The sequence below is a fragment of the Romboutsia sp. 1001285H_161024_C4 genome, assembly GCF_015550185.1.
Lineage (GTDB): Bacteria > Bacillota > Clostridia > Peptostreptococcales > Peptostreptococcaceae > Romboutsia_C > Romboutsia_C hominis.
In genome coordinates, this window is sequence record NZ_JADNAJ010000004.1 from 124695 (window position 1) to 147324 (window position 22630).

The 22630-nt window shown below is 27.0% G+C and carries 24 protein-coding genes; 6 read left to right on the forward strand and 18 right to left on the reverse strand.

Features of this window, described 5'->3' with window-relative positions; all coding sequences use genetic code 11:
* Positions 1 to 174: 174 nt before the first annotated feature.
* Entirely contained in the window at positions 175 to 900 is a 726-nt protein-coding gene (locus I1959_RS08750; RefSeq protein WP_166504776.1) for a GntR family transcriptional regulator, read from the forward strand.
* A gap of 38 nt (positions 901 to 938) precedes the next feature.
* Entirely contained in the window at positions 939 to 2093 is a 1155-nt protein-coding gene (nagA, locus tag I1959_RS08755) for an N-acetylglucosamine-6-phosphate deacetylase (protein ID WP_166504775.1), read from the forward strand.
* Positions 2094 to 2264: 171 nt separating this feature from the next.
* On the opposite strand, the gene I1959_RS08760 is transcribed toward nagA, so the two are convergent.
* Both I1959_RS08760 and I1959_RS08765 read right to left on the reverse strand, forming a co-directional pair.
* On the reverse strand, positions 2265 to 2927 hold the full coding sequence (locus I1959_RS08760) for a B3/B4 domain-containing protein (protein WP_195237956.1): 663 nt from the start codon (positions 2925 to 2927) through the stop codon (positions 2265 to 2267).
* Between the two features lie 106 nt (positions 2928 to 3033).
* Complete coding sequence (locus tag I1959_RS08765) at positions 3034 to 3258, reverse strand: helix-turn-helix transcriptional regulator (RefSeq protein WP_195237958.1); 225 nt, start codon at positions 3256 to 3258, stop codon at positions 3034 to 3036.
* A 335-nt stretch (positions 3259 to 3593) separates the two neighbouring features.
* Here I1959_RS08765 and I1959_RS08770 point away from each other — a divergent pair, with 335 nt between their 5' ends.
* From I1959_RS08770 to I1959_RS08785, 4 genes are all read left to right on the forward strand, one after another.
* Positions 3594 to 4346, forward strand: coding sequence for a polyphosphate polymerase domain-containing protein (locus I1959_RS08770; protein ID WP_195237960.1), 753 nt, complete (start codon positions 3594 to 3596; stop codon positions 4344 to 4346).
* Positions 4340 to 5026, forward strand: a complete 687-nt coding sequence (locus tag I1959_RS08775) for a DUF4956 domain-containing protein (protein ID WP_195237962.1) — start codon at positions 4340 to 4342, stop codon at positions 5024 to 5026. The genes I1959_RS08770 and I1959_RS08775 overlap by 7 nt, the downstream gene beginning before the upstream one ends.
* A gap of 116 nt (positions 5027 to 5142) precedes the next feature.
* Positions 5143 to 5823: a response regulator transcription factor gene (locus tag I1959_RS08780; RefSeq protein WP_195237964.1), complete on the forward strand. Its 681-nt coding sequence runs from the start codon at positions 5143 to 5145 to the stop codon at positions 5821 to 5823.
* A complete protein-coding gene (locus I1959_RS08785) occupies positions 5816 to 7012 on the forward strand; it encodes a sensor histidine kinase (RefSeq protein WP_195237969.1) in 1197 nt (398 codons plus the stop codon). Before I1959_RS08780 ends, I1959_RS08785 begins: the two co-directional genes overlap by 8 nt.
* A 52-nt stretch (positions 7013 to 7064) precedes the next feature.
* On the opposite strand, the gene I1959_RS08790 is transcribed toward I1959_RS08785, so the two are convergent.
* The 16 genes from I1959_RS08790 to I1959_RS08860 all read right to left on the reverse strand — a co-directional run bounded on the left by I1959_RS08790 (position 7065) and on the right by I1959_RS08860 (position 22486).
* Positions 7065 to 9032, reverse strand: coding sequence for a carbohydrate-binding domain-containing protein (locus I1959_RS08790; RefSeq protein ID WP_195237970.1), 1968 nt, complete (start codon positions 9030 to 9032; stop codon positions 7065 to 7067).
* A 152-nt stretch (positions 9033 to 9184) separates the two neighbouring features.
* Entirely contained in the window at positions 9185 to 9484 is a 300-nt protein-coding gene (locus I1959_RS08795; RefSeq protein WP_166504767.1) for a nitrous oxide-stimulated promoter family protein, read from the reverse strand.
* 54 nt (positions 9485 to 9538) lie between these two features.
* Positions 9539 to 11221: an amino acid ABC transporter ATP-binding/permease protein gene (locus I1959_RS08800; protein ID WP_330615175.1), complete on the reverse strand. Its 1683-nt coding sequence runs from the start codon at positions 11219 to 11221 to the stop codon at positions 9539 to 9541.
* Positions 11214 to 12983: an ABC transporter ATP-binding protein/permease gene (locus I1959_RS08805; RefSeq protein ID WP_195237971.1), complete on the reverse strand. Its 1770-nt coding sequence runs from the start codon at positions 12981 to 12983 to the stop codon at positions 11214 to 11216. Before I1959_RS08805 ends, I1959_RS08800 begins: the two co-directional genes overlap by 8 nt.
* 18 nt (positions 12984 to 13001) lie before the next feature.
* Positions 13002 to 13316, reverse strand: a complete 315-nt coding sequence (locus I1959_RS08810) for a hypothetical protein (protein ID WP_195237972.1) — start codon at positions 13314 to 13316, stop codon at positions 13002 to 13004.
* 26 nt (positions 13317 to 13342) lie between these two features.
* Positions 13343 to 13741, reverse strand: coding sequence for a YbaN family protein (locus I1959_RS08815; protein ID WP_195237973.1), 399 nt, complete (start codon positions 13739 to 13741; stop codon positions 13343 to 13345).
* Positions 13742 to 13934: 193 nt separating this feature from the next.
* On the reverse strand, positions 13935 to 15314 hold the full coding sequence (locus I1959_RS08820) for an MATE family efflux transporter (RefSeq protein ID WP_195237974.1): 1380 nt from the start codon (positions 15312 to 15314) through the stop codon (positions 13935 to 13937).
* Between the two features lie 80 nt (positions 15315 to 15394).
* Positions 15395 to 15838, reverse strand: coding sequence for a MarR family winged helix-turn-helix transcriptional regulator (locus I1959_RS08825; protein ID WP_195237979.1), 444 nt, complete (start codon positions 15836 to 15838; stop codon positions 15395 to 15397).
* 208 nt (positions 15839 to 16046) lie between these two features.
* Positions 16047 to 16478: a peptide deformylase gene (locus tag I1959_RS08830; protein WP_271893384.1), complete on the reverse strand. Its 432-nt coding sequence runs from the start codon at positions 16476 to 16478 to the stop codon at positions 16047 to 16049.
* 273 nt (positions 16479 to 16751) lie between these two features.
* Entirely contained in the window at positions 16752 to 16820 is a 69-nt protein-coding gene (locus tag I1959_RS15885; RefSeq protein ID WP_442971100.1) for a hypothetical protein, read from the reverse strand.
* The gene (locus I1959_RS15495) at positions 16798 to 16956 is read right to left on the reverse strand and encodes a hypothetical protein (RefSeq protein WP_243240023.1); all 159 of its coding nucleotides are present in this window, start codon (positions 16954 to 16956) and stop codon (positions 16798 to 16800) included. The genes I1959_RS15885 and I1959_RS15495 overlap by 23 nt, the downstream gene beginning before the upstream one ends.
* Positions 16957 to 17275: 319 nt before the next feature.
* On the reverse strand, positions 17276 to 17626 hold the full coding sequence (locus I1959_RS08840) for a GIY-YIG nuclease family protein (RefSeq protein ID WP_166504763.1): 351 nt from the start codon (positions 17624 to 17626) through the stop codon (positions 17276 to 17278).
* A 247-nt stretch (positions 17627 to 17873) separates the two neighbouring features.
* Positions 17874 to 19955, reverse strand: coding sequence for an ABC transporter permease (locus tag I1959_RS08845; protein ID WP_195237983.1), 2082 nt, complete (start codon positions 19953 to 19955; stop codon positions 17874 to 17876).
* A complete protein-coding gene (locus I1959_RS08850; protein WP_195237985.1) occupies positions 19945 to 20712 on the reverse strand; it encodes an ABC transporter ATP-binding protein in 768 nt (255 codons plus the stop codon). The genes I1959_RS08845 and I1959_RS08850 overlap by 11 nt, the downstream gene beginning before the upstream one ends.
* Positions 20713 to 20810: 98 nt before the next feature.
* Complete coding sequence (locus I1959_RS08855; RefSeq protein WP_195237987.1) at positions 20811 to 21821, reverse strand: sensor histidine kinase; 1011 nt, start codon at positions 21819 to 21821, stop codon at positions 20811 to 20813.
* Complete coding sequence (locus tag I1959_RS08860; RefSeq protein WP_166504760.1) at positions 21818 to 22486, reverse strand: response regulator transcription factor; 669 nt, start codon at positions 22484 to 22486, stop codon at positions 21818 to 21820. The genes I1959_RS08855 and I1959_RS08860 overlap by 4 nt, the downstream gene beginning before the upstream one ends.
* Between the last annotated feature and the right edge of the window lie 144 nt (positions 22487 to 22630).

The window sequence follows — 22630 nt, forward strand, 5'->3', positions numbered from 1 at the left end:
ACTACCACTTTGAATATAAATTATTTTATTATTTTTGTCAATACTATGTAGTTTTAGCATAAATTAATAATTTTCCTTGCTCAGTTATCTCTATACTTTATTCATTGACAGAAATAGTTGCTCATTTTATAATTAAAATGTGGTAATAACCACTTGGAGAGGATTAAAATTTTTATGATAAACAGAAATGATAAAAGACCAATATATGATCAATTAGTTGAAATACTAAGAAATAAAATCGAAAATGAGATGGAGCCTAATGATAGGATGCTATCAGAAAGAAAAATTTGTGATGAATACGGAGTAAGTAGGACCACAGTTAGATTGGCCATGGCTGACTTAGAACATATGGGGTATATATACAAAAGACATGGAAAAGGAACTTTCGTAGCTGCACTTAATCAAAATTCACAAAATTTAATGGATAGTTATAGCTTTACTGATCATATGAAAGCTCAAGGAAAAAATCCAAGTACAAAAGTATTATCCTTTGAGATAGTAGAAAGTACAAAATATTTTGCTGAAAAGTTAGGTATAAACCCTGGCGAAAAAATAATAAAAATAATGCGTCTAAGACTTGCAGATAATATTCCTATGATGCTTGAAAGAACATATCTTCCTATGAGAGAGTTTGCGGGATTAACACAAGAAAAAGTTATACAAAAACCTTTATATGAAATATTTAGAGAAGACTATGGCGAAATTATCAAGGTGGCTGATGAGGAATTTTCTGCAGGTATAGTATCTGATAAAGAGGCGGAGCTATTGGAAGTACCAATAGATTCAGCATGCTTAAAGTTACTTCGTACTACATATAATGATAATAATATAGTTATTGAATTTACTCTAAGCGTTGCTAGAAGTGATAAATTTGTATATAAAATAAGACATTTGAGATAAGAAACATACCAAATATAATATGATTAGGGGGATCAACTTTGAAAAATTTTATTTATGCAGATAAGTTTTTTATGAAATATGGTATAGAGGAAAAAGGATACCTTAGTATAATTGATGGTAAATTTGGCAAATTTCAAAAAGAAAAACCAGATGTTAATGACAATATCATAGATTACTCAGGTAAGTATATTGCTCCAGGTTTAGTCGATACTCACATACATGGTCTTTTAAATGCAGATGTTATGGATAACACATTTGAGGCTATTAATACAATTTCAAAAGGATTACTAAAATATGGAGTAACTTCTTTTCTACCAACAACTTTGACTGATTCTATAGAAACACTAAGTGAATCTATAGAAAATATAAGTAATAATTACAAAAAAGTTGAGGGCGCAAAAATACAAGGAATTTTCTTAGAAGGTCCATTTTTTACTGAAAAACATAAAGGTGCCCAGAATGAAAAATATTTTAAGGACCCTGAAATTAATATCCTAAAAAAATGGCAAGAGAAATCAGGAAACTTAATAAAGAAAATAGCAATTGCCCCAGAACGTGAAGGTGCAGTAGAATTTACTAAATATGCTACTAAAAACAATATATCAATAGCACTTGGGCATAGTTCATCTACATTTGAACAAGCCGAGAAAGTAGTTAATTCAGGTGCTAAAATATTTGTACACACATATAACGGTATGAGCCCATTAAATCATAGAGAACCTGGAATGGTTGGAGCAGCTATGGCATTAAAAGATACATATGCAGAGCTAATATGCGATGGACATCATGTAAGCCCTATTGCTGCTAAAATAATGATGGATATTAAATCTAGAGATAATATTGCCTTGATTACAGATTGTATGAGAGCTGGTGCTATGCCTGGTGGTGAGTATATTCTTGGGAAGTTCGATGTTAATGTAAAAAATGGAGTTGCAAGATTAAGTAGCGGAAGTTTGGCTGGAAGCGTATTAACAATGAATAATGCTATTAAAAATGTAATTGATTGGAATATAGCAACTTTAGAAGAGGCAATAAAAATGGCTTCATATGTACCTGCTTTAAGTTGTAATATTAATGATGTATGTGGTTGTATAGACCAAGGTATGGATGCAGATTTTATAGTTATAGATAATAATTTAAATGTACATGAAACTTATATAAATGGTGTATGTAAATATAAATCTGATAAGTAAATTTATATAGAGAGAAATATCTAAGTATGAGAGTGTAGATAGATTTGTGTAAAAACAAGCTTATCTACACTCTTTTTATTATTTTAAATAATCTTACAAAATCAACTTAACTTCCCCCTTTTAATTTTATACTAAAAAAGATGTTAGTATTTCTACCAACACCTTAATTCATTAGCTAATTACTTTAATCGAAATGTTTTTTGCACTTGCATACTTTTCTAATAATTCTTTTGCGTATTTTAAATACTCTTCTATTTCTTGCTTTCCACTAAAAGAATAAATACACATAATTATCTCACTCACATCATTAGTTATCATTGCTCTTTCTGAATCACTTGTAGGACTACCAAAAGTAGATATCTCATCCGATAATACTGGCAGATTTTCAATATTTATAAGATCTTTACCAATACCTTTATATTTTTGTCCTTCTTTCCCTATAGTCAAACATATTGGAGGTTGTGTATTGTTTATATTATAACTCCCTACCGAAAAACCAGATTTTAAAGATATTAAATTATTAATTTCTACAATGTTATTTATTTTATAAAGTCCTTTTTTCTGTAAAATTCTTCTCATTAAAGATTCTGAAGATACTCTGTATTTACTAGGTGATTTGCCTAATTTTTTATATACTTCTCTAGCATCCTTTATTCTCGGTAAACTTGCTATATCTTCTAAAGAAATTTTTTTAATTAGATCTTCACAATATTTATCTATTTCTTTTAATATGCCTTCACTACTACTTTCCACTTTTACACTTGCTTGTATACATCCTAATGTAATATCTGGACATACTTCTTTTAGCTTTTCTGAAACTTTAATATCTATCATAGTATATCAATTCCTTTCTCAATGGTAATAAATTATTGATATTTATTGATTTATAAATTATTATACTATGCAGTAAAAATATTCTTATCTCATATACAGATACTTTTTAGCACTTATTTAGAATATTTCTTGTATTATTTTGGTCTAATATTTTCTTATCAATTCTTAACTTTTGGAGACATTCAATTGGAGATACACCCATATTATTTTTAAACCATTCAGTATAATAATTCATATTATAATCTTCAATTTGAGCTAAATTTTTTAAATCTATATCATTCATATAATGCTCATTTATATATTCTACTGATGCAAATTTCTTTTCACACATAATCATCTCATAACAATATAAAAATAAATTATTTATTGAAGATGAGCTATACTTATTATTTATTTCGCTTAAAAATAAATGTTTTACTGCCTTCCACTTATCATTAAATATAATTTCTTGTACTTCCTTTTTATATTTTTTCTTTATTAGCTAATTAGCATATTAATTATATCATTTTAAAATATAAAAACACATTAGTAGTAATATCAATATATTTTTCATGGATTTCAATAGGGTTACTTAAACAAAGCAAATTTTATTTTAAGATTCATTTAAGGTTAAATTTATACAATAAAATCACAGAGATATAGAAATATTTTTTAGGAGGTATTTTGATGGCGATTAAGTCATTTAAACGTTATGAAAAGAAGTTTATTTTAACTCAAAAACAGTATGATGCATTAATACCAAGATTACTAGAGTATATGAATCCAGATGAACATTGTAAGTCTGGTAAGAACTACTCTATCTACAATATATATTACGATACAGATAACAACGATGTTATTAGACATTCTATTGCTAAACCTTATTATAAGGAAAAGCTAAGACTTAGAAGTTATACTGTACCTAATAGTATAGATGATAGTGTCTTTTTAGAACTTAAAAAGAAAATCAACGGTATTGTTAATAAAAGAAGAGTTGTTCTTACTTTAGATGAAGCCTATAAATTTGTAAACCAAGGTATAGCACCTACTTCTAATGATTATATCAATAAACAAGTTATTAATGAGATACAGTATTATCTAAAAAAAAATAAAGTCTATCCAAAAGTATATATTAGCTACTCTAGAAAGGCATTTTTTGCTAACGATGATAGAGATTTTAGATTAACTTTTGATTCTCAAATTATTACTAGACGAGATGATTTAGCTTTAGAGTCTGGAAGTTTTGGACAAGATATTTTAGGCGAAAGTAAGTATTTAATGGAAGTAAAAATTTTAGGTGCTATGCCTTTATGGTTTACTAGAATACTTACTGAACTAGAAATTTACAACACTCATTTTTCAAAGTACGGGAGTGAATTTATGAATTACTGCTTAAACAATTCAAATATAGATATAAAAGGGAGAGAAAAAGTATGTTAGAAACAATAATTTCATCAACAAGTGGGGAGTCATTTACTCTGATAAATGCTTTTATTGTAATAATATCATCAATTGTTTTAGGACTTTTAATTAGCGTTATATATATGAAGACAAACAAAAACACTTATAGCTCAAGTTTTACTACTACTCTTATTATGCTACCTGTGGTTATAGCTATAATAATTTTATTAGTAGGAAACAACATAGCTAGAGCATTTAGTTTAGCTGGTGCATTTTCAATAATTCGTTTTAGAAGTGCTCCTGGAGATCCTAAAGATATAGCTTATGTATTCTTTACTTTAGCTGTTGGTCTTACTTGTGGTATGGGATATATTGGATATGCTGTAATATTCACTACTATATTATGTGCAGTTATGGCAATCCTTGAATTGACTAAGTTCGCAACACCTAAAAATAAAAATATGCAACTTAAAATTACTATTCCTGAAGATTTAAACTATGAAGATGCTTTTGAAGATATATTAAACAAATACACCGACTCATTTTATATAGAAAGAATCAGGACTAGAGATTTCGGTGCATTGTTTGAATTAAATTACAAAGTTCAATTAAAGCCTAATGTAAATCAAAAGAAATTCATTGATGAATTAAGATGTAGAAATGGAAATTTAAATATAGTCTTAACGTTAGCTGGATTTGAAAATAATACTTACAGTTAATATTAACCCCTTAAAGTAATTTTAAGGGGATTTATTTTATAATTTTAAATTTAGATAATAAATGTGTAATTATTTGGTAATATATTATTAGACAATATATAAAGAGGTATATTTTTATGAAATTATTATTAGTAGAAGATGAAAAACAACTTTCCGAAGCTTTAACTCAGATTTTAATAAAAAATAATTACTCTGTTGATGCCGTATTTGATGGTGAAGATGGACTTGATTATGGTTTAACAGATGTTTATGATGTTATTATTTTAGATATAATGTTGCCTAAAATGAATGGTCTAGATGTATTAAAAGACTTAAGAAAAGAAGGAATTTCAACTCCTATTATACTCCTTACTGCTAAAGGTAGTGTTGAAGATAGAATTTTAGGACTTGATTATGGTGCTGATGACTATTTACCTAAGCCTTTTTCTCCTGAAGAACTATTGGCTAGACTAAGAGCTATAACTAGAAGAAAAGGTCCTATGGTAAATAATAATATATTGGAATTTGGAGATATTAAATTAAATATTTCTACCTATAATATGGAAGTCAATGGTACTTCTCTTACTCTAACTTCTAAGGAGTTTGATATACTAAAATATTTTATGGAAAGACCTACATCTATAGTAACTAAGGATGATTTAATCACTAAACTATGGGGCTTTGATTCTGATGTAGAGCACAATAATATTGAAGTGTATATTTCATTTCTTAGGAAAAAATTAGCCTATGTAAAGTCAAATGTTCAAATTACTACCTTAAGAAGAGTTGGGTACAAACTGGAGGAGCAAAATGTTTGATAAGCTAAAGAAAAAATTTATACTTATTAATATGACATTGCTTACTACAGTTTTTGTAGCTATTTTTGGAACTATTTTTGCCATAACTTATACTAATATAGTTAATGAAATGAATGGTGAAATGGAAGTTTTATTAAGGGGTGGTCATAAACCTAAACCTTATTATGACTATATAATTGCAGAGTATGATAAGGACAAAAATATATTAAATACTTTTACTCGTTTTAATACTAAAATTGACAACAATAATCTAAAGGAATCTGTAGTACAAATACTAAACAATAAAAGTAGATCTGGCAAAATAGAAATAGGTGATACTAAATATTCTTATACAAAAGAAGATACTCCTATGGGCAGTAAAATTGTTTTACTAAATAGAACTTATCTGCAAAATACAGTAACTCAGCTTTTAAAGAGTTTCTTATTAGTTGGCTGTATAAGTTTAATAGCTTTATTATTTATTAGTTTTTATTTAACTAACAAGGCTCTAAAACCTATAAAAGAAACTTTTGAAAAGCAAAAACAGTTTATTGCTGATGCTTCTCATGAGTTAAAAACCCCTCTTACCATTATAAAGACCAATACTTCATTAGTACTAAGTAATCCAAATGATGCTGTAAAAAATCAGTCTAAATGGATTAACTACATTAACTCTCAATGTGACAGAATGTCTGATTTAGTTAATGAGATGTTATCTCTTGCTAAGCTAGATGTTGAAGAAAATAAAATTGAACTCCAATCTATTAATATTAGTAAGATAGTCCAAAGTATGATGCTTGGATTTGATGCTATTATCTATGAAAATGGTATTGAATTAGAAGAAAATATCTCAAATGATATCTTTATTAATGGAGATACTGAGGGTATCAAAAAATTATTTAATATATTAATGGACAATGCTATAAAGCATAGTAATAAGAGTGGTAAAATTACTGTTGATTTATTTAAAGATAAAAATAAAGTTAAGCTAATAGTTAAAAATACTGGTGAAGGTATTGAACCTGAGTATCTAGAGAAAATTTTTGAAAGATTCTACAGAATTGATACTTCCAGGGTAAGAGAAACTGGAGGTTATGGATTAGGATTATCTATTGCTAAGTCTATAGTAGCTCAACATAAAGGTAAGATATATGCTAAAAGTAACGTAGGAAAAGATACTACTTTTATAGTAGAGCTTCCTCTTCAATAAAATAACAAACACTTAAAAAAGAGGAGCTACTGCTCCTCTTTTTTAGTATTTGTTATTGTGTTTGAATATTGTTTTCCATGCTATTTTGTGTTGGTGGTTGTTGCATACTACCATTTCTATCTGGTCTAATGCCACCTTTTCCACCTCCCATATGACCCCCACCAGGACCTCCCATAGAACCTCCTGCTGAACCTAGGTTAGTTACACTTTCTGATACTGTAAAGCTCGTAGATTTTGTTCCTCCTGAGTATTTACCACCAGTGTATAATCCATCTTTAGCTTCTCCAGTTGAAGTTCCTCCATAAGATACTGTATATGTTGAACCTGTTTTTAATTCAGGTGATGATACTATTACTGACTGATATTGTTTTGATGGTGCAAAGGTAATTACTTCATTTCCTTTTTCATCTTCTATATGAATTATTGTGTTAGCTTGTTGTGATGATAAAGCTACGTTTACTGAGTTTTGAGAGGAAGTGGCGCTAGGTGATTGTGCCATACCTGCACTACCTGCTGCTATTAATATTCCTCCACTTATATCACAACTTCCATCATAATCTAAAGAACCATTTCCGTTATTTTCAGGACCGTTTACTATTGTTGTACCACCTGTTATTGTTATTGTGCCATTTGCATCTATACCATCTCCTCTAGCATCTACTACTGTATACCCGCCATTTATAACTATTTCACATTTGCTAGATGAATTAAAATTATTTTCTCCTGGTCTACCACTAGTTGAAGAAGCATCATTGCCTCCATCAGCATTTATTCCATCATCACTTGATACTACATTTACATTCCCATCGTTAATTGCTATAGACTGACTCTCTATCCCTTCATATGATTTTGTAATATCTATATCTCCATCGTTTATTTCTATTTTAGAATCTGCATGTACACCATCATCTCCAGAAGATGCTTTGATATTACCTCCATTGATCATTATGGTGTCATTTGAGTGAATAGAGTCATCAGATGAATCTATATTTATGTCACCTCCAGATATTGTAATGTTAGAAGTTGCTTTTATCCCTTTTGCACTAGTAGAATCCGTTTCTTCTGTAGTAGTTGTATTATTCTTCTCTGGTGGTTGCACTCCTGGTGATTGCATTTCTGCTGGCTGCTTACCTCCCCAGTTACCCCAGTTTTCATTTTTACTACTACTATTTTTACTTCCTTCACCTGAGACTATATTTATTTCTCCATTAGATATTACTGCATTAGTTTCAGCTTGTATTCCATCTTGTCCTGACGTGACGTTTAAAGTCCCACCTTGAATATGTATATATCCTTTTTCTACATCTTCAGTATTACTAGATTTCATACCATCTTCCTTTGCATCTATAGTTATTTTACCATCTAAAATTGTAATAGAGTCTTTACCTCTTAGTCCATCTGATACTGCATTTACTGTTATTTGTCCGCCTTCTATTTTTAAGTCATCTTTACTAGTGATACCATTGTTGTAGTTTGCATTTACTACTAATGAACCTGTTCCTATTATAGTAAGGTCATCTTTACTAAAAATTGCCGCATTTGGTTCATCTGTTGTAGCATCTTCAAATACATAATTTTCTCCATCTGTTATAGTATTTTTAGTTCCCTCACTTAGCCCTATTACTACTTTTTTAGCACTTTTTACATATATAGGTGCACTATTTGAGCTTGTTATATTTGCATTGTTTAATTGTATTTGAACTTTATCTTCTTCACTTGAACTTACTACTATCTGCCCGTCCTTTAATTCTCCGCTTATGCTATAAGTACCTGCTGAAGTTATTGTTACTACATTGTTTTCTACCTTAGCACCTTCTCCGTTTATGCTTATGCTATCTCCAAGTTCTATATATGTATCTACTTCTTTTAATTCTTCGCTTTTTGTTGAATCTATTGTTTGATCGGTTACTGTAGTTTTGTTTGTATTTGTAGATGTTGTTGTATTAGTTTTTACTGAGCATCCTGTTACACTTACTGTTAAGGAAAGTGCACATAACATTGTTAATAGTTTTTTGTTCATGATTTATCCTCCGAAAATTATATCTATTTAATTTGAATTTTTATTTGTATTCTTTTTCTTAGGATATAATAACAACTCTACCTTAAACTAAACTTAAAAATAATCAAGGATGTAAACTTACGATAATTTTCTAAGTGTATCATTAATTTATATTATTTTTCAAAAATATGTTTTATAACTTCTATTGGCTCATGAAATAATAACCTCGGACCTGAAAACTTCATGACTTCTTTAATCTTAACTCTCATATCCTTTTTATAACAATGTATAGGACATTTACTACAAAACTTCTTTTCTTCTCCAAATTTACAAAAATCCAACCTTTTATTAGCATATTCTAAAAGTTCACTACATTCATTACATAAGTATCCGTTTTTATGCCTATGCTTTTTATTGCAATATATATTTATCATAAGATTAATAATATTTTTCTCTTTTTCTATTCTAGTCATACTCTTTCTCCCTAATTATCTCTAATATAAAAGGGCTAAAATAGCCCTTTTATATTAGTTAAATTTAAGTGTATTATTTTTTACATAAACCTTCTTATCGCATATTGATGTGCTAGATTTTCTATGTGATACCATTATTATTGTTTTATCATCTGATTCTTCTTTTATACTTTTTAATATTTGTGCCTCATTAAGTGTATCTAAATTACTTGTAGGCTCATCAAGTGTTAAAACTTGTGGATTATGTAAAAATGCCCTTGCTATACCTAATCTTTGCTTTTCACCTGATGAAAGATTAGAACCTATTTCTCCAACATTAGTTTCATATCCATTAGGTAAAGTTTCTATAAACTCATGTACTGAGGCTTTTTTACAAGCACTTATTACCTCTTCAATAGTTGCATCTTTTTTACCTATTTTTAAGTTATTTATAATAGTATCATTGAATAAGAATGTTTCTTGACTTACTAATGATTGAGATTTTCTTAATGCTTTAGTTGGAATAGTTTTTATATTCTTATTGTCTATTTCAATACTTCCATTCTCTACATCCCAGAATCTCATCATAAGTTTTAAAAGTGTACTCTTTCCGCAACCACTTTCTCCTATTATTGCAACCTTATCCCCTTTTTTAATGTTAAGATTGACATCTTTAAGTAATACTTCATCTCTATCTGCATACTTAAATTCTAAATCATTTATATTAGTATTATTCATTTCTAAATCACAATTTCCAGATACTTCTTCAACAGCAGGCACTTCATCTAATATATCGAATAATCTTTGTGCACAAGCAAATGTATGCATTAAGTTATTTGATAGGTTACTTAACGCTACAGTTGGTCCAAAAGAACTAGAAAGTAAAACTAAAGCAACTATTACTTGACCTAAATTTATAGTATCAGCTTTAAATAATTCAACACCTACGTAAAGAGTTATAAGTATTGCTATCATTATAGTTATATCAGTTAAAGCTCTTATTAAACCTTCATGACTTTTTATAACTTTCATTTTTTCATTTAATTTATCACTATTTTTATTTATTGAGTTTAGTCTATTATCGCCTTGACCAAATAATAATATTTCTTTTATACCTCTTAATGAATCAAGTAAAAAACTATTAGCTTGCCCAAATTCATTTCTATAATCAAGTCCTGCTTCACTTCCTAATTTAGAAGATAAAACTGGTATTATGTATCCTACTATTACATAAAAAACTAATCCTATAATCCCAAAGTATGGATTTATATTATATAAAAATAATGCTATTATTGATGATGTAATTATAGCTATAACTATTGGTGCTATTGTATGAGCATAAAATACTTCAAGTAATTCTATATCACTAGTTATAACTGATATTAAATTTCCTTTTTCTTTACTTTCAAGCTTAGCTGGTGCTAACTTTCTTAAAGCTTTATATACCTTGTCTCTTAGTATAGCAAGTATTTTAAATGCTATATAATGACCTGAGTATTGTTCTATATACCTTAATATACCTCTAAGTACTGCACATACTATTATTACTTTTACTGCATTTTTAAAAGTATAACCCATATCAAGACCTATAATATCTCCCATAGCAACTGCTCCAAATGTAGTTATTGCTATAGCCGCTAAAAATCCTAATACACCAAAACTTATTGTTATCATCATTACAGGTACTAGTGGCTTTAGTATTTTTATAAGTCTAAGCATTATTTTACTACCTGACAATCTTTTTCTTTCATTATTCACTTATAGCCACCTCCCTAACTATATCTTCTTTATATATATTTTCTAAGTTTTCTTGATTAGTATATAGATTCGCATATACTGAATTATTGTTCATTAATTCCTCATGATTTCCACTTTCAGCTATATACCCTTTATTTAACACATATATCTTATCCGCATTTTTTATGTTAGCTAATCTATGTGATATAACTACTACAGTTTTCTCTTTTGCTAAAGCATATATCGTTTCAAGTATTGAGTCTTCACTTTCAACGTCAATATTTGAAGTTGCTTCATCAAATATATAAACTTCCGGATTCGTAAGTATCATTCTAGCTAAAGCTAATCTTTGCTTTTGACCTCCTGATAAGAACGACCCATTTTCACCAACTGGAGTTTGTAATTTTTTATCAAGTCCCATTACAAAATCATAAAGATTTGCTGTTTTTAAAGCTATATATAGTTCTTCTTCAGTTGCATCTTCTTTACCCATTCTTAAATTTGCCTCTATCGTAGAGTTAAATATATACGAGCTATGACTTATAAAGCTTACTTTTTTTCTTAATTCATTAAATGGTATATCATTTAAGTTTACTTCATTTAATAGAATTTCACCTTTATCGACCTTATTTAATTTTAAAAGTAAATTAGTTATTGTACTTTTTCCACAACCACTTTCTCCAACTAAAGCAACCATTGATTTATTTTCTATATCTATATTTACATTATGTAAGACTTTTCTTTCTTTATCATAGCTAAAATCAACATTTTTTATTGATATAGAAATATCTTTTAATTTTGCCTTATTCTTATCTGATAACTCTTTTTCTTCTTCAATCTTAGCATCAAGTAAATCAAATATCTTATCAGCAGCAGCTAATCCATTCATAGCGACATGGAAAAATGACCCAAGTAGCCTCATCGGAATAAAGAACTCTGATGATAATAATATTATTACTACTGTAGATCCTATGGTAATATTACCTTTAGAAAATTCATTAACAGCTATTAATATACCTATAGCAGAACCACCAAATGCTATTAAGTCCATTATTGTTATAGAATTTAATTGCATTGATAAGACCTTCATTGTTATATTTCTAAAAGTTTCTGCTTCTTTATTCATTTCATCATTTTTTTCTTTATCTAAATCAAATATCTTTAAAGTAGTAAGACCTTGAAGATTTTCTAGGAATGAATCACCTAAATTAGTGTATATTCCCCAATATTTACTTAAAAGCTTTTTAGCAAATTTCATAACTGACGCTATTGATATTGGTATCAATGGAACACATATTAAAAGTACTATACCTGCCTTAAAGCTTATAGGTGCTATAACAGCAAATAATGTAAGCGGTGCTAATAAACTATAAAATAATTGAGGTAAGTATCTACCAAAATAAATTTCAAGTGCCTCAACTCCATCCACTGCTATTTGAACAGTTGATGATGTTGATATTGTGTCATTATAATTTACACCTAATTTTAATAATTTCTTATAAATACTTTCTCTTATTGATGCTCTTACCTTTGCTGAAGAATTATAAGAAAATATTCCTGACATATAATTGCATATAAATCTTATCAATATTAACGAACCTAAATAAGCCACATAAGCTACCATATTAAAATTCAAATCATTATTATATAATTTGTCTATTATATTTCCAACAAATAAAACTATTCCTATATTACAAATTATTGATATCCAGTTCATTAAAACTGTAAAATATACATATTTTTGAGATTCTTTGCTAAGCGAAAGTAATCTTTTATTTACCATAATATTCCCTCCTGCATATTAGTTGATTATATGATATGCAAGCGCAACTGCAAATCCTATAACCGACATTAAATGTAACCATTTATATTTTTTTCTGACCTTATTAGTCCCAGATAATAATATTAATAAACTAGCTATACCTACTGGCAATATTGTAACTTCCTTATCCTTAATATAATCTGTTATTGAATATACAATCATTGCTAGTGATCCTAAACTTCCAGTTAAAATATGTAACTTTAAAATTAGTTTATTATTTATAAATTTTAAATACTTAAAAAAATATGTTATTATAGCTAACAAAAATAACATTGATCCTAATCTATGTAACATTCATGTTTTCCTTTCTACTTTTACCTTTATTGAGAATTTACTTTTAAATCATCTTGTTTTATTGTTTTTATTTTAAACATAAAGTAATAATATTTAAAACATGCTAAAGCTATTAAAAATAACCTAATATGTAAACTATCTAATATTATAATTGGAAATGCTAACATTATATCTGCGAATAATAATATACCTATCTTTTGTTTCATAGTCATAGCTCTTTCATTTACAAATCTTTCTAAATGTTTTTTGTAAATTTTTGTTGACTTAAGCCATCTATCAAACTTTTCAGAGCCCCTAACAAAACAATATGACGCTAATAATAAAAATGGAGTAGTCGGAAGTATTGGAAGTGCAACGCCTATCGCGCCTAACACAAATGATATTAACCCTACTGTTACATATATAAACTTTTTAATTTTACTCACTAGCTTTTCCCCCTAATTTAATTTACTATAACAATTCTATCATTATTAATAATCAATATCAATAACATTTTAAAATCAAATAAAAATAATTATTATGTACTTTTTGAAAACTTATATAAAAATTCATAATAAAAAATACCTATATCCAAAAGGATATAGGTATTCGTGTACTTCAATTATTAAAATTAAAGATTTACTGCTCTTGTACTTGATAAGTTATATCTACAGGTGTCTCTTCTTTTGACAACTTCTTTGATAAAATCATAAAGTAAATTACACATAATATAATTTGTACAAATGTAGACATTGGTGTTGCAAGACCTACTTTAAATAACGATACTGGTAATATTTTACTCATAATATATGATACTGGTATTCTTACCCCAAAAGCACCTATTATTCCTTGTATCATTACAAAAGTTGTTTTTCCACATCCATTAAAATACCCTACCATACAGAACATAATTGCAGTTAAAAGACAGTCTATTCCGTATGCTTTCATGTATTCCCAAGCTGCTAAGACTACATCTTTATCTTTAGAGAACATTCCTGCAAGTAAATTTCCATGGAAGAAGGTAATATAAAACATTACAACTCCACAACATAAAGAAGCCGAAATTGCATAAACAAGAACTTTTCTTGATCTATGGTATTTTTTAGCTCCATAGTTTTGTGCAACAAACGCAGATACTGCTTGAGAAAAAGATGATGGTATAAGCATTATAAATCCAACAAGTTTTTCTGCGACACCAATTCCTGCTGATGGAATTACTCCCATTGAATTACCTATAATCATAATTACAAGGAAAGATAAATGTACAAGTCCATCTTGTAAAGCTATTGGAGTACCGTATTTAATTATCTTTGATGTTAAACCTTTATGAAACTTTATACTTTTTCTAGAAAATTCAAAAGGAAGTCCACGCTTTTTAATAATTATTACAGAAAGTATAACACTAATTGCCTGAGCCATTATAGTAGCAAGTGCTGCACCTGTAGCAGCCATTTTAAATATTCCAACAAATATTAAATCTCCTATAATATTTGTAACACATGCAATCCCTACTGTAATAAGTGGAGTTTTTGAATCTCCTAATCCTCTAAATACTCCTCCTATAATATTATAAGCTACTATAAAAATAGAGCCTGAAGCACAAACTTTTATATACATTACAGTGCTATCAAAAGCTTCTTTTGGAGTATGCATAAAAGTTGAAATAGGTGAAGCAAAGCTAACAATTAAAACAGTAATAAGTATAGCTATAATAGCAAATATTGAAATACCACTTCCTACAACATTTCCAGCTTCTTTTGAATTTCCTTCTCCAAGTTTTTGTCCTATTAATATGGTAAGCCCCATAGTTAACCCTGTGATTATTACAGTTATAGTCATCATTACTTGACTACCTGTTGAAACGGCAGACACATCTGCTGCATTACCAAATTGCCCTACTATAAGTAAATCAACTGCACCGTACATGGTTTGTAAAAATAGTGCAAGTAGTATAGGTATTGCAAATTTTAATAAAGGGGAGAATATCTTCCCTTCTGTAAAGTTAGATACTTTTGACATATATCATCCTCCTATTTTTATTTATGTTTTGTGCAAAACAATATTTATATAAATATAACCGTTATTGAAATTTCAAACGGTTATTCTAAACTATTTCTTATTTTTTCAAGTACACTTTGAAATACTTTTATTTCTTCTGGAGTTATATTTTCTGATAATTTATCCTCAATTGAATCAATTGCAGTTGAAATTTTTTCATAAAGTTTTATAGATTTTTGAGTTAAAATTATTTTCTTTAATCGTGCATCCTCTGTAACAGGTACTCTTTCTATTAAATCACTCTTTTCCATATTATTTAGCATCAAGCTAATAGATGAGCGCTTTAAATCAAATGCTTTTTCTAAATCCTTTTGGAATATTTCTTTATCTTTACCTTCATTAGAAATAAAATCTATTACATAAGCTTGTGATACAGTTAAATTATCATCAATTGCACTAATTACAGAAGCATCCATCTTCCTTGAAATTATATGATGAATTTTACTAATATCAAGGCCTAGTTTAAGCTTATTTTTATTTTTCATGGAAACACCTCCATACAAAATTTGTTTTGTACAAAACTATAGTAACTATTATAGCTACTTATGTCAATAAAAACCCTTATACTTTTATTATTAATAAAATAAAAAAATTACCACACATATTCATGCGGTAATTTAAATACTTTAAAGGTTATATCATTATATAATTGTTATAGAAAAATCCATATAATAATGCTTACAATATTATCTATTAAATTATTATACCTTCGAAGTGATCTACCTCATGCTGAATAATCTGTGCAGTAAATCCCGTAAATATTTGTTTGTGCTTCTTGAAATTTATATCTAGATATTCAACCTCTATAGTTTCATATCTTGTTGTTTTTCTAAAACCATCTAAAGATAAACAACTTTCTTCAGCCTCATAAGGATTTTCTTTTTTTAATATAACTGGGTTCACCATAGGAACTATAATATTACCTACAGTAAATACCAATATACGTTTTTTTACTCCTATCATATTGGCTGCCATACCCACACAATGTTCTAAATTTGCTCTTAATGTATCGATTAAATCATTAATAACATCTACATCTTCTTTTGTCGCAGGTTCTGATTTTTGTTTTAAAAATGATATATCTTTTACAATTGTTCTTATCATCTGTGTTCCAACCTTTCTAATTTCTTTACTTAATTAATATAAGTTTATATTCTATACTTTTAAATTATACTCTAATAACTTCCTAATTTATCATTTTTAATTTATTTTCACTACTAATCTATAATATCCTTTATTATCAAGTTATTTTTCATTAGTGAAAAAAGCATGTACACTAAGTACATTAACAATCTACTAAACTATAAAACTATACATACTAAGTAAATATATAAAATTTTATTAGCTATAGTGTACCTACTGTACTAAATATTTTAGACTACACTATTTTTCTATATTTTAAATACAGTACACCAAAAATGATACTGTTGATTTTGATAGGTTGCTATATTTTGCTAGTTTGGTTATTGAATAGCCTTTTCTTAACATTTGTAGTTTTATTATTTCTGTGTTTATTTTGTATTTCATTACTACCTCCTATTTCGTTTTGTTTTGTTCTATGAGGTAACGATATCATTTGAAGTTTGATGATTTCAAAGAACATATGTGTATAAAATATGTTGTAGAAAAAAGGCATCCTTATTTTATTAAAAATTGTCTTTGATAATTATTTCTAGGTTATTATTTTTTATATTGTTAGTTTTCTTATTTTCATTTATAAAATAATATGATTAAATAAAAAACACATTGATAAAATTATCAATGTGTTTTCGTAAATTTCAATATTTGAGGAGATTAACAGTGATCATCCTAACTCTTCTAGTGTTTCTACAATTACCTTAAAATCTTTCACCTAATAATTCACCTTGCTTATTAAATTCATCCGCTAAAGTAATTTTTTATAACTGATTTAAATTCTATTTCTATATTTCTTCCACATTTTCTTCTGTAAATCTATCTTTACACATTTCTCTTAATATTTTTAAATCTTCACTATAATCTACCTTACTTTCATCTTTATCATAAGGTAATACTTCTACTGTTGTTATCTCAAAGTTCTCTTCTTTATTTTCATTCCAATCTTTTTGCAACTTTTTACATCTATGATTATTAGAATTTAATTTAAATCTATCACCATTTATAGTTGCTTTTATATTTTTATCACAACCTAAATAAACTATGTTTGTTTTTATAGACTTAAACATATATACACCCATTTCTGGCTTCATTTCTTTGTATTGTTGTAATAATTCTTTTCTTCTTAATCTATCCATAATTAATCTCCTATCTATTATTAGTTCTATATTAAAAATCTTTTATAAATCTCTTTACATATATGTGTTGTCATTATACTTATTAATTTAAATTATTTCACACTACTAAACAATAAACGCTCCGTAGAGTTAAACTCTTTGGAGCATTTATTGTTTAGCAAAAAATTCTAATATACTTATTTAGTGAATTTAAAAAGAATATAACTATCATAGATAATATATTTTAAATTTTCTTATTATCCCTTTCTTAATTTCTTATATTTCTCTTAAATGTATAATATGTTCCAATAAAGTAGCTTATATAAATCATTACCATAATAAATATACCTGTACTCATATTTAATACAAACATGCTATCTCCAATATAAGCACTAATATAGGATTCATATATTAAATAAAAATTATATATAAATACTACAAATCCTATCATGCCTATTATTACAGGAATAGTAAAATATACACTTATTTGCTTTAATACTATTTTATTAATTTCATTTTCTTCTATCCCCAGTTTTCGTAAAACATTAAATCTATCTTTATGTTCTATTGAATCTGTAAGCTGTTGAAGAGCAAGCACTGTCAAACTTATCATAAGTAAAACTGTACCTAAATATAATCCTAAGATTCTCATTCCTAGAGTAAAATTTATAATTTCACTAGTTTCTGCTGATTTAATTCTTCCGTGTATAAAATAATAAGATCTATCATATTTTTTCATTAATTCTGGATTATTTTCTTCAAACCACTTCGGTATATACTCTAATTCAAATTTAGTAGCTTCTTCATAACTTAGCTCATTATTAGATGTAATAAATAAATCTACCCCTGCACTTACAAGATCTTTACATATATCATCAGGTAATATAATAATATTTGTAGTAGGATAATTATATATACCTTCTCCTAAAGTTTCTTTATAATATGCATCTTTACTAACTTTTAAACTTTTTCCTTCTACATTTATAACTTTATTTTCTTCTATATACTTGTCAATTTCTTGCTGATCAGTAGTATTATCCCATTGAGTTGTATATTCATCATTTTTTAAACTTATTGTATCATAACCTTTCATACTTCTTAGTTTATTAAAATCACTTAAACTTATAGCTAAGGCAGGCTTTTCTCTATTATCTCTTATGTAAAAATCTTCTTTATTTATACAGTACTTTTCTAATTCTTCATACTCATTAATATCTAAACCAGAGTTTTTTAGATAGTCTATAACCTCTGAATAATTAAACTTTGGCATATCTTCTATTTTGTTTATACTGTACTCTTTCTCAGGTCTATATGAATATTCACTCCTTAACTCTATATCAAAAGGAAGTCTATAATCTAAGTACCCTAAAGACCACTGAGAGATTAATAATGTAAGTATAAAGCTTATTGAAGCACCTAAAAATGTTAATGATATAGTAGCCATAAGTATTGGAGTTGTTCTTATTTTAGATACTATTGTTCCTAATAAAAAAAGATTTGTACCTTCATAGCTAAATTTTTTGTGTTTTTCTTTTATTCTTATAAGAATATATGATATTGAGTAAAATAAAGCATAAGTTGCTATTATAAATGAAACTATTGAAATAACTTCTGCAAACATCATTTGATTTGCACTAATTAAATGATTAGTGCTATTTATTCCTTTTTTAATATTTATAATAAATTTAATTGAATATATAAATATACCATATAATATTAAAGATATTAAAAATACTATTGAATAAACTTTTTTACTTTTTTTAAACTTAAATTCACTTATTTTACTATTATTCATCATATCTATAAGCTTTAACTTATTTAAAACTCTAATATTATAAATACCTACTACTAAAAACATTCCTATAAAGAATATAAATGTTATAAAAACTGTGTCTAAATAAAGTTTAAATGAAAATACTATTTCTTGTTTAGCACTTATATATACCATAGCTGTAACAACTTGTGAGAAAAGTGTTCCAATAAATATCCCACATGCTATGGATAATATTCCAACTATCAACATTTCTACAAAAAACATAAGTGCTATACTCTTTTGCTCTGCTCCTAATAATATATAAGTAGCAAATTCTTTTTGTCTTCTTTTAATCATATATTTACTTACATATGCAACAAGTATTGCTAATAATGCTGTAATTATATAAGTTGAGTATTTTAACATCTTTTTTAGAGATTCAAAGTTGAAAGTATCCTCAGTTATAAGTTCATAACTAGAACTTGATAAAGATGTGAAAGCATAAAACAAACTTACACACATTGTTATAGTTATAAAATATATTAAGTAATCTTTAATAGATTTTTTTGCATTATTTATGGCTAATTTAACGTACATCCCTTACATCACCGCCTAACAATGCAACTACATCTAATACTTGATTAAAAAATTGTTTTCGTGTATTATTTCCCTTTACTAATTCTGTAAATATCTTTCCGTCTTTAATAAACAAAATTCTATCACAGTAACTTGCCGTAAACGAATCATGTGTTACCATTAATATTGTTGCATTAAAATCCTTGTTTAGACTTGATATCATCTCTATTAGAATTTGAGCCGACCTAGAATCTAGAGCTCCTGTTGGTTCATCTGCAAGTATTAGCTTTGGATTTGTTATCAATGCTCTTGCACAAGCTGTCCTTTGTTTTTGGCCACCTGATACTTCATAAGGATACTTATTTAGTATTTCTATTATTCCCAATTCTTTTGCTACAGATTTTACTTTATCGTCTATTTCATTTTTATTAGTTTTATTTATTGTAAGTGCTAAAGCTATATTTTCATATATTGTTAAAGTATCTAATAAATTAAAATCTTGAAATATAAATCCTAGATTTTCTCTTCTAAATCTAGCTATATTCTTTTTATTTATTTCAGTTAAGTCCTGATTATTTAAGTAGATATGACCAGAACTTACTTCATCAATAGTTGCTATTAGGTTTAATAAAGTCGTTTTTCCTGAACCAGAAGGTCCCATAACCCCTACAAACTCACCTTCCCTCACATTAAAGCTTATATCATCAATTGCCTTAAATATATTTCCCTTATTTCCATAGTATTTTTCTATACTATCAATTTTTAATATTTCACCCATATTTATCACCTCAAGGTTATTTTATATGATTTATCCTTGTTTTGATTTGATTTAACCTTTCATTAATGTTACGTTATTGTAACGTTAAGAGGTAATTATTAAAATTTAGAAAAATTTCCTTTTGGAAAAATAATTCTAACTTTTGTACATTTGTCTTCTTTTGATTCTATTTTTATTAATAACCCCAACTTATCACATAAATTTTTACACAAATATAATCCTATCCCTGTTGATTTATAATTTAGGCGACCTTTATTACCTGTAAATCCTTTATCAAATACTCTATTTATTTCATAACTAGGTATTCCTATACCATTATCATAAATAATTAATTCAACTGCATTTTTTATTTCATTAGTATATATCTTTATGGTAGGATTGTTATCTCTCCTATACTTTATTGCATTTACTATAATTTGATTTACTATAAACTCTAACCATTTACTATCGCTATATACGCTTTTATTAATATCATCTATCTCAATATTTATATTATTAAGTATAAGCACTTGCTTATTTTTAGTGATAACTCTATTAATGCACTCATCTAAAGATATTTCTTTTACTAAATAATCCTTTTCTACATCTTCACTTCTAGCATAAAATAATGCTTGTTCTACATATGTATCTATTTCCTCTAACTGCTGAAGTACTAGTCTTGACGTAGATGTTTTATTGTTTTCTTCTATTAATTTAATAGCTGAAATAGGTGTCTTAACTTCATGTACCCACTTTTCTATATATTCTTTATAATCTTTTCTTTGTTTTTTTATTGTGTTTATTTCGTCTCTCATAGATTTACTCGCCTTTTTTAAAGCATAGTAATATGGCATTGCCTCTATATACTTAGGTTCTTTTATTATTTCACTTAGTAAATATTTTTTATCTGTGTTTTCAATGTATTTATTTATTTCATCAAAATGTTTTCTTATAGCCTTATATTCATACAAAAGATATATTAATAATACTATAATCCATGTTATTGCCACTATTTTTATAACTTTAAAAGGGTTTCCTACACTAAATAAAAATATTGATAATGTTATCAAAGATATAATGTTTAAGCTAATTATACCTATCCTTTTGTTTAAATAATCTTTTATATTCATACCATATAACCTTGTCCTCTTTTAGTTATTATATAGTCTTTTACCCCTAACTCCTCTACCTTACTTCTTATTCTCGTAATGTTAACTGTAAGAGTATTATCATTTACAAATAATGCACTATCCCATAAATACTCTAATATATCTACTCTTGAAACTATCTTACCTTTGTTTATAAGTAAGTAATGTAATATTTTAAATTCATTTTTTGTAAGCTCTACTGATTTATCATTTTTTTCTATTGTGCTTTTTAATATATTTAATGTTATTCCATTATGTTCTATATTATCTATTGTTTTTTCGTTAGGATATGCTCTTTTTAGTAATGATGCTATTCTTGCTAGAAGTATTTGTGTATTATAAGGCTTTGTTATAAAATCATCGGCTCCTAATGTTATTCCCATAAGTTCATCTATATTTGTATTTCTACTAGTTACAAATATTATAGGAACTTTTGAAAAACTTCTTATTTCTGTACAGATTTTAAAGCCATCTTCATCTGGTAAATTTATATCTAGTAGTATTAAATCTGGATTGTATTCTTTCACTTGCTTTGTAATACTATTAAAATCATTTACCTTTATTGTTTTATATCTGTTTAAATCTAATAAATTATGAATTTCATTTCTTATTAGTTCGTTATCCTCTATTATCATTATAGTAAACATACTTTTTCTCCATATATTATCATATTATATTTGCCTATGTTTAATTATATATTATATTAGACTAGCTTAACTACTTTATAAAATAAAAAACACATTGATAATATTCTCAATGTGTTTTTTGGATTTCAATGGTGGAGATGATTC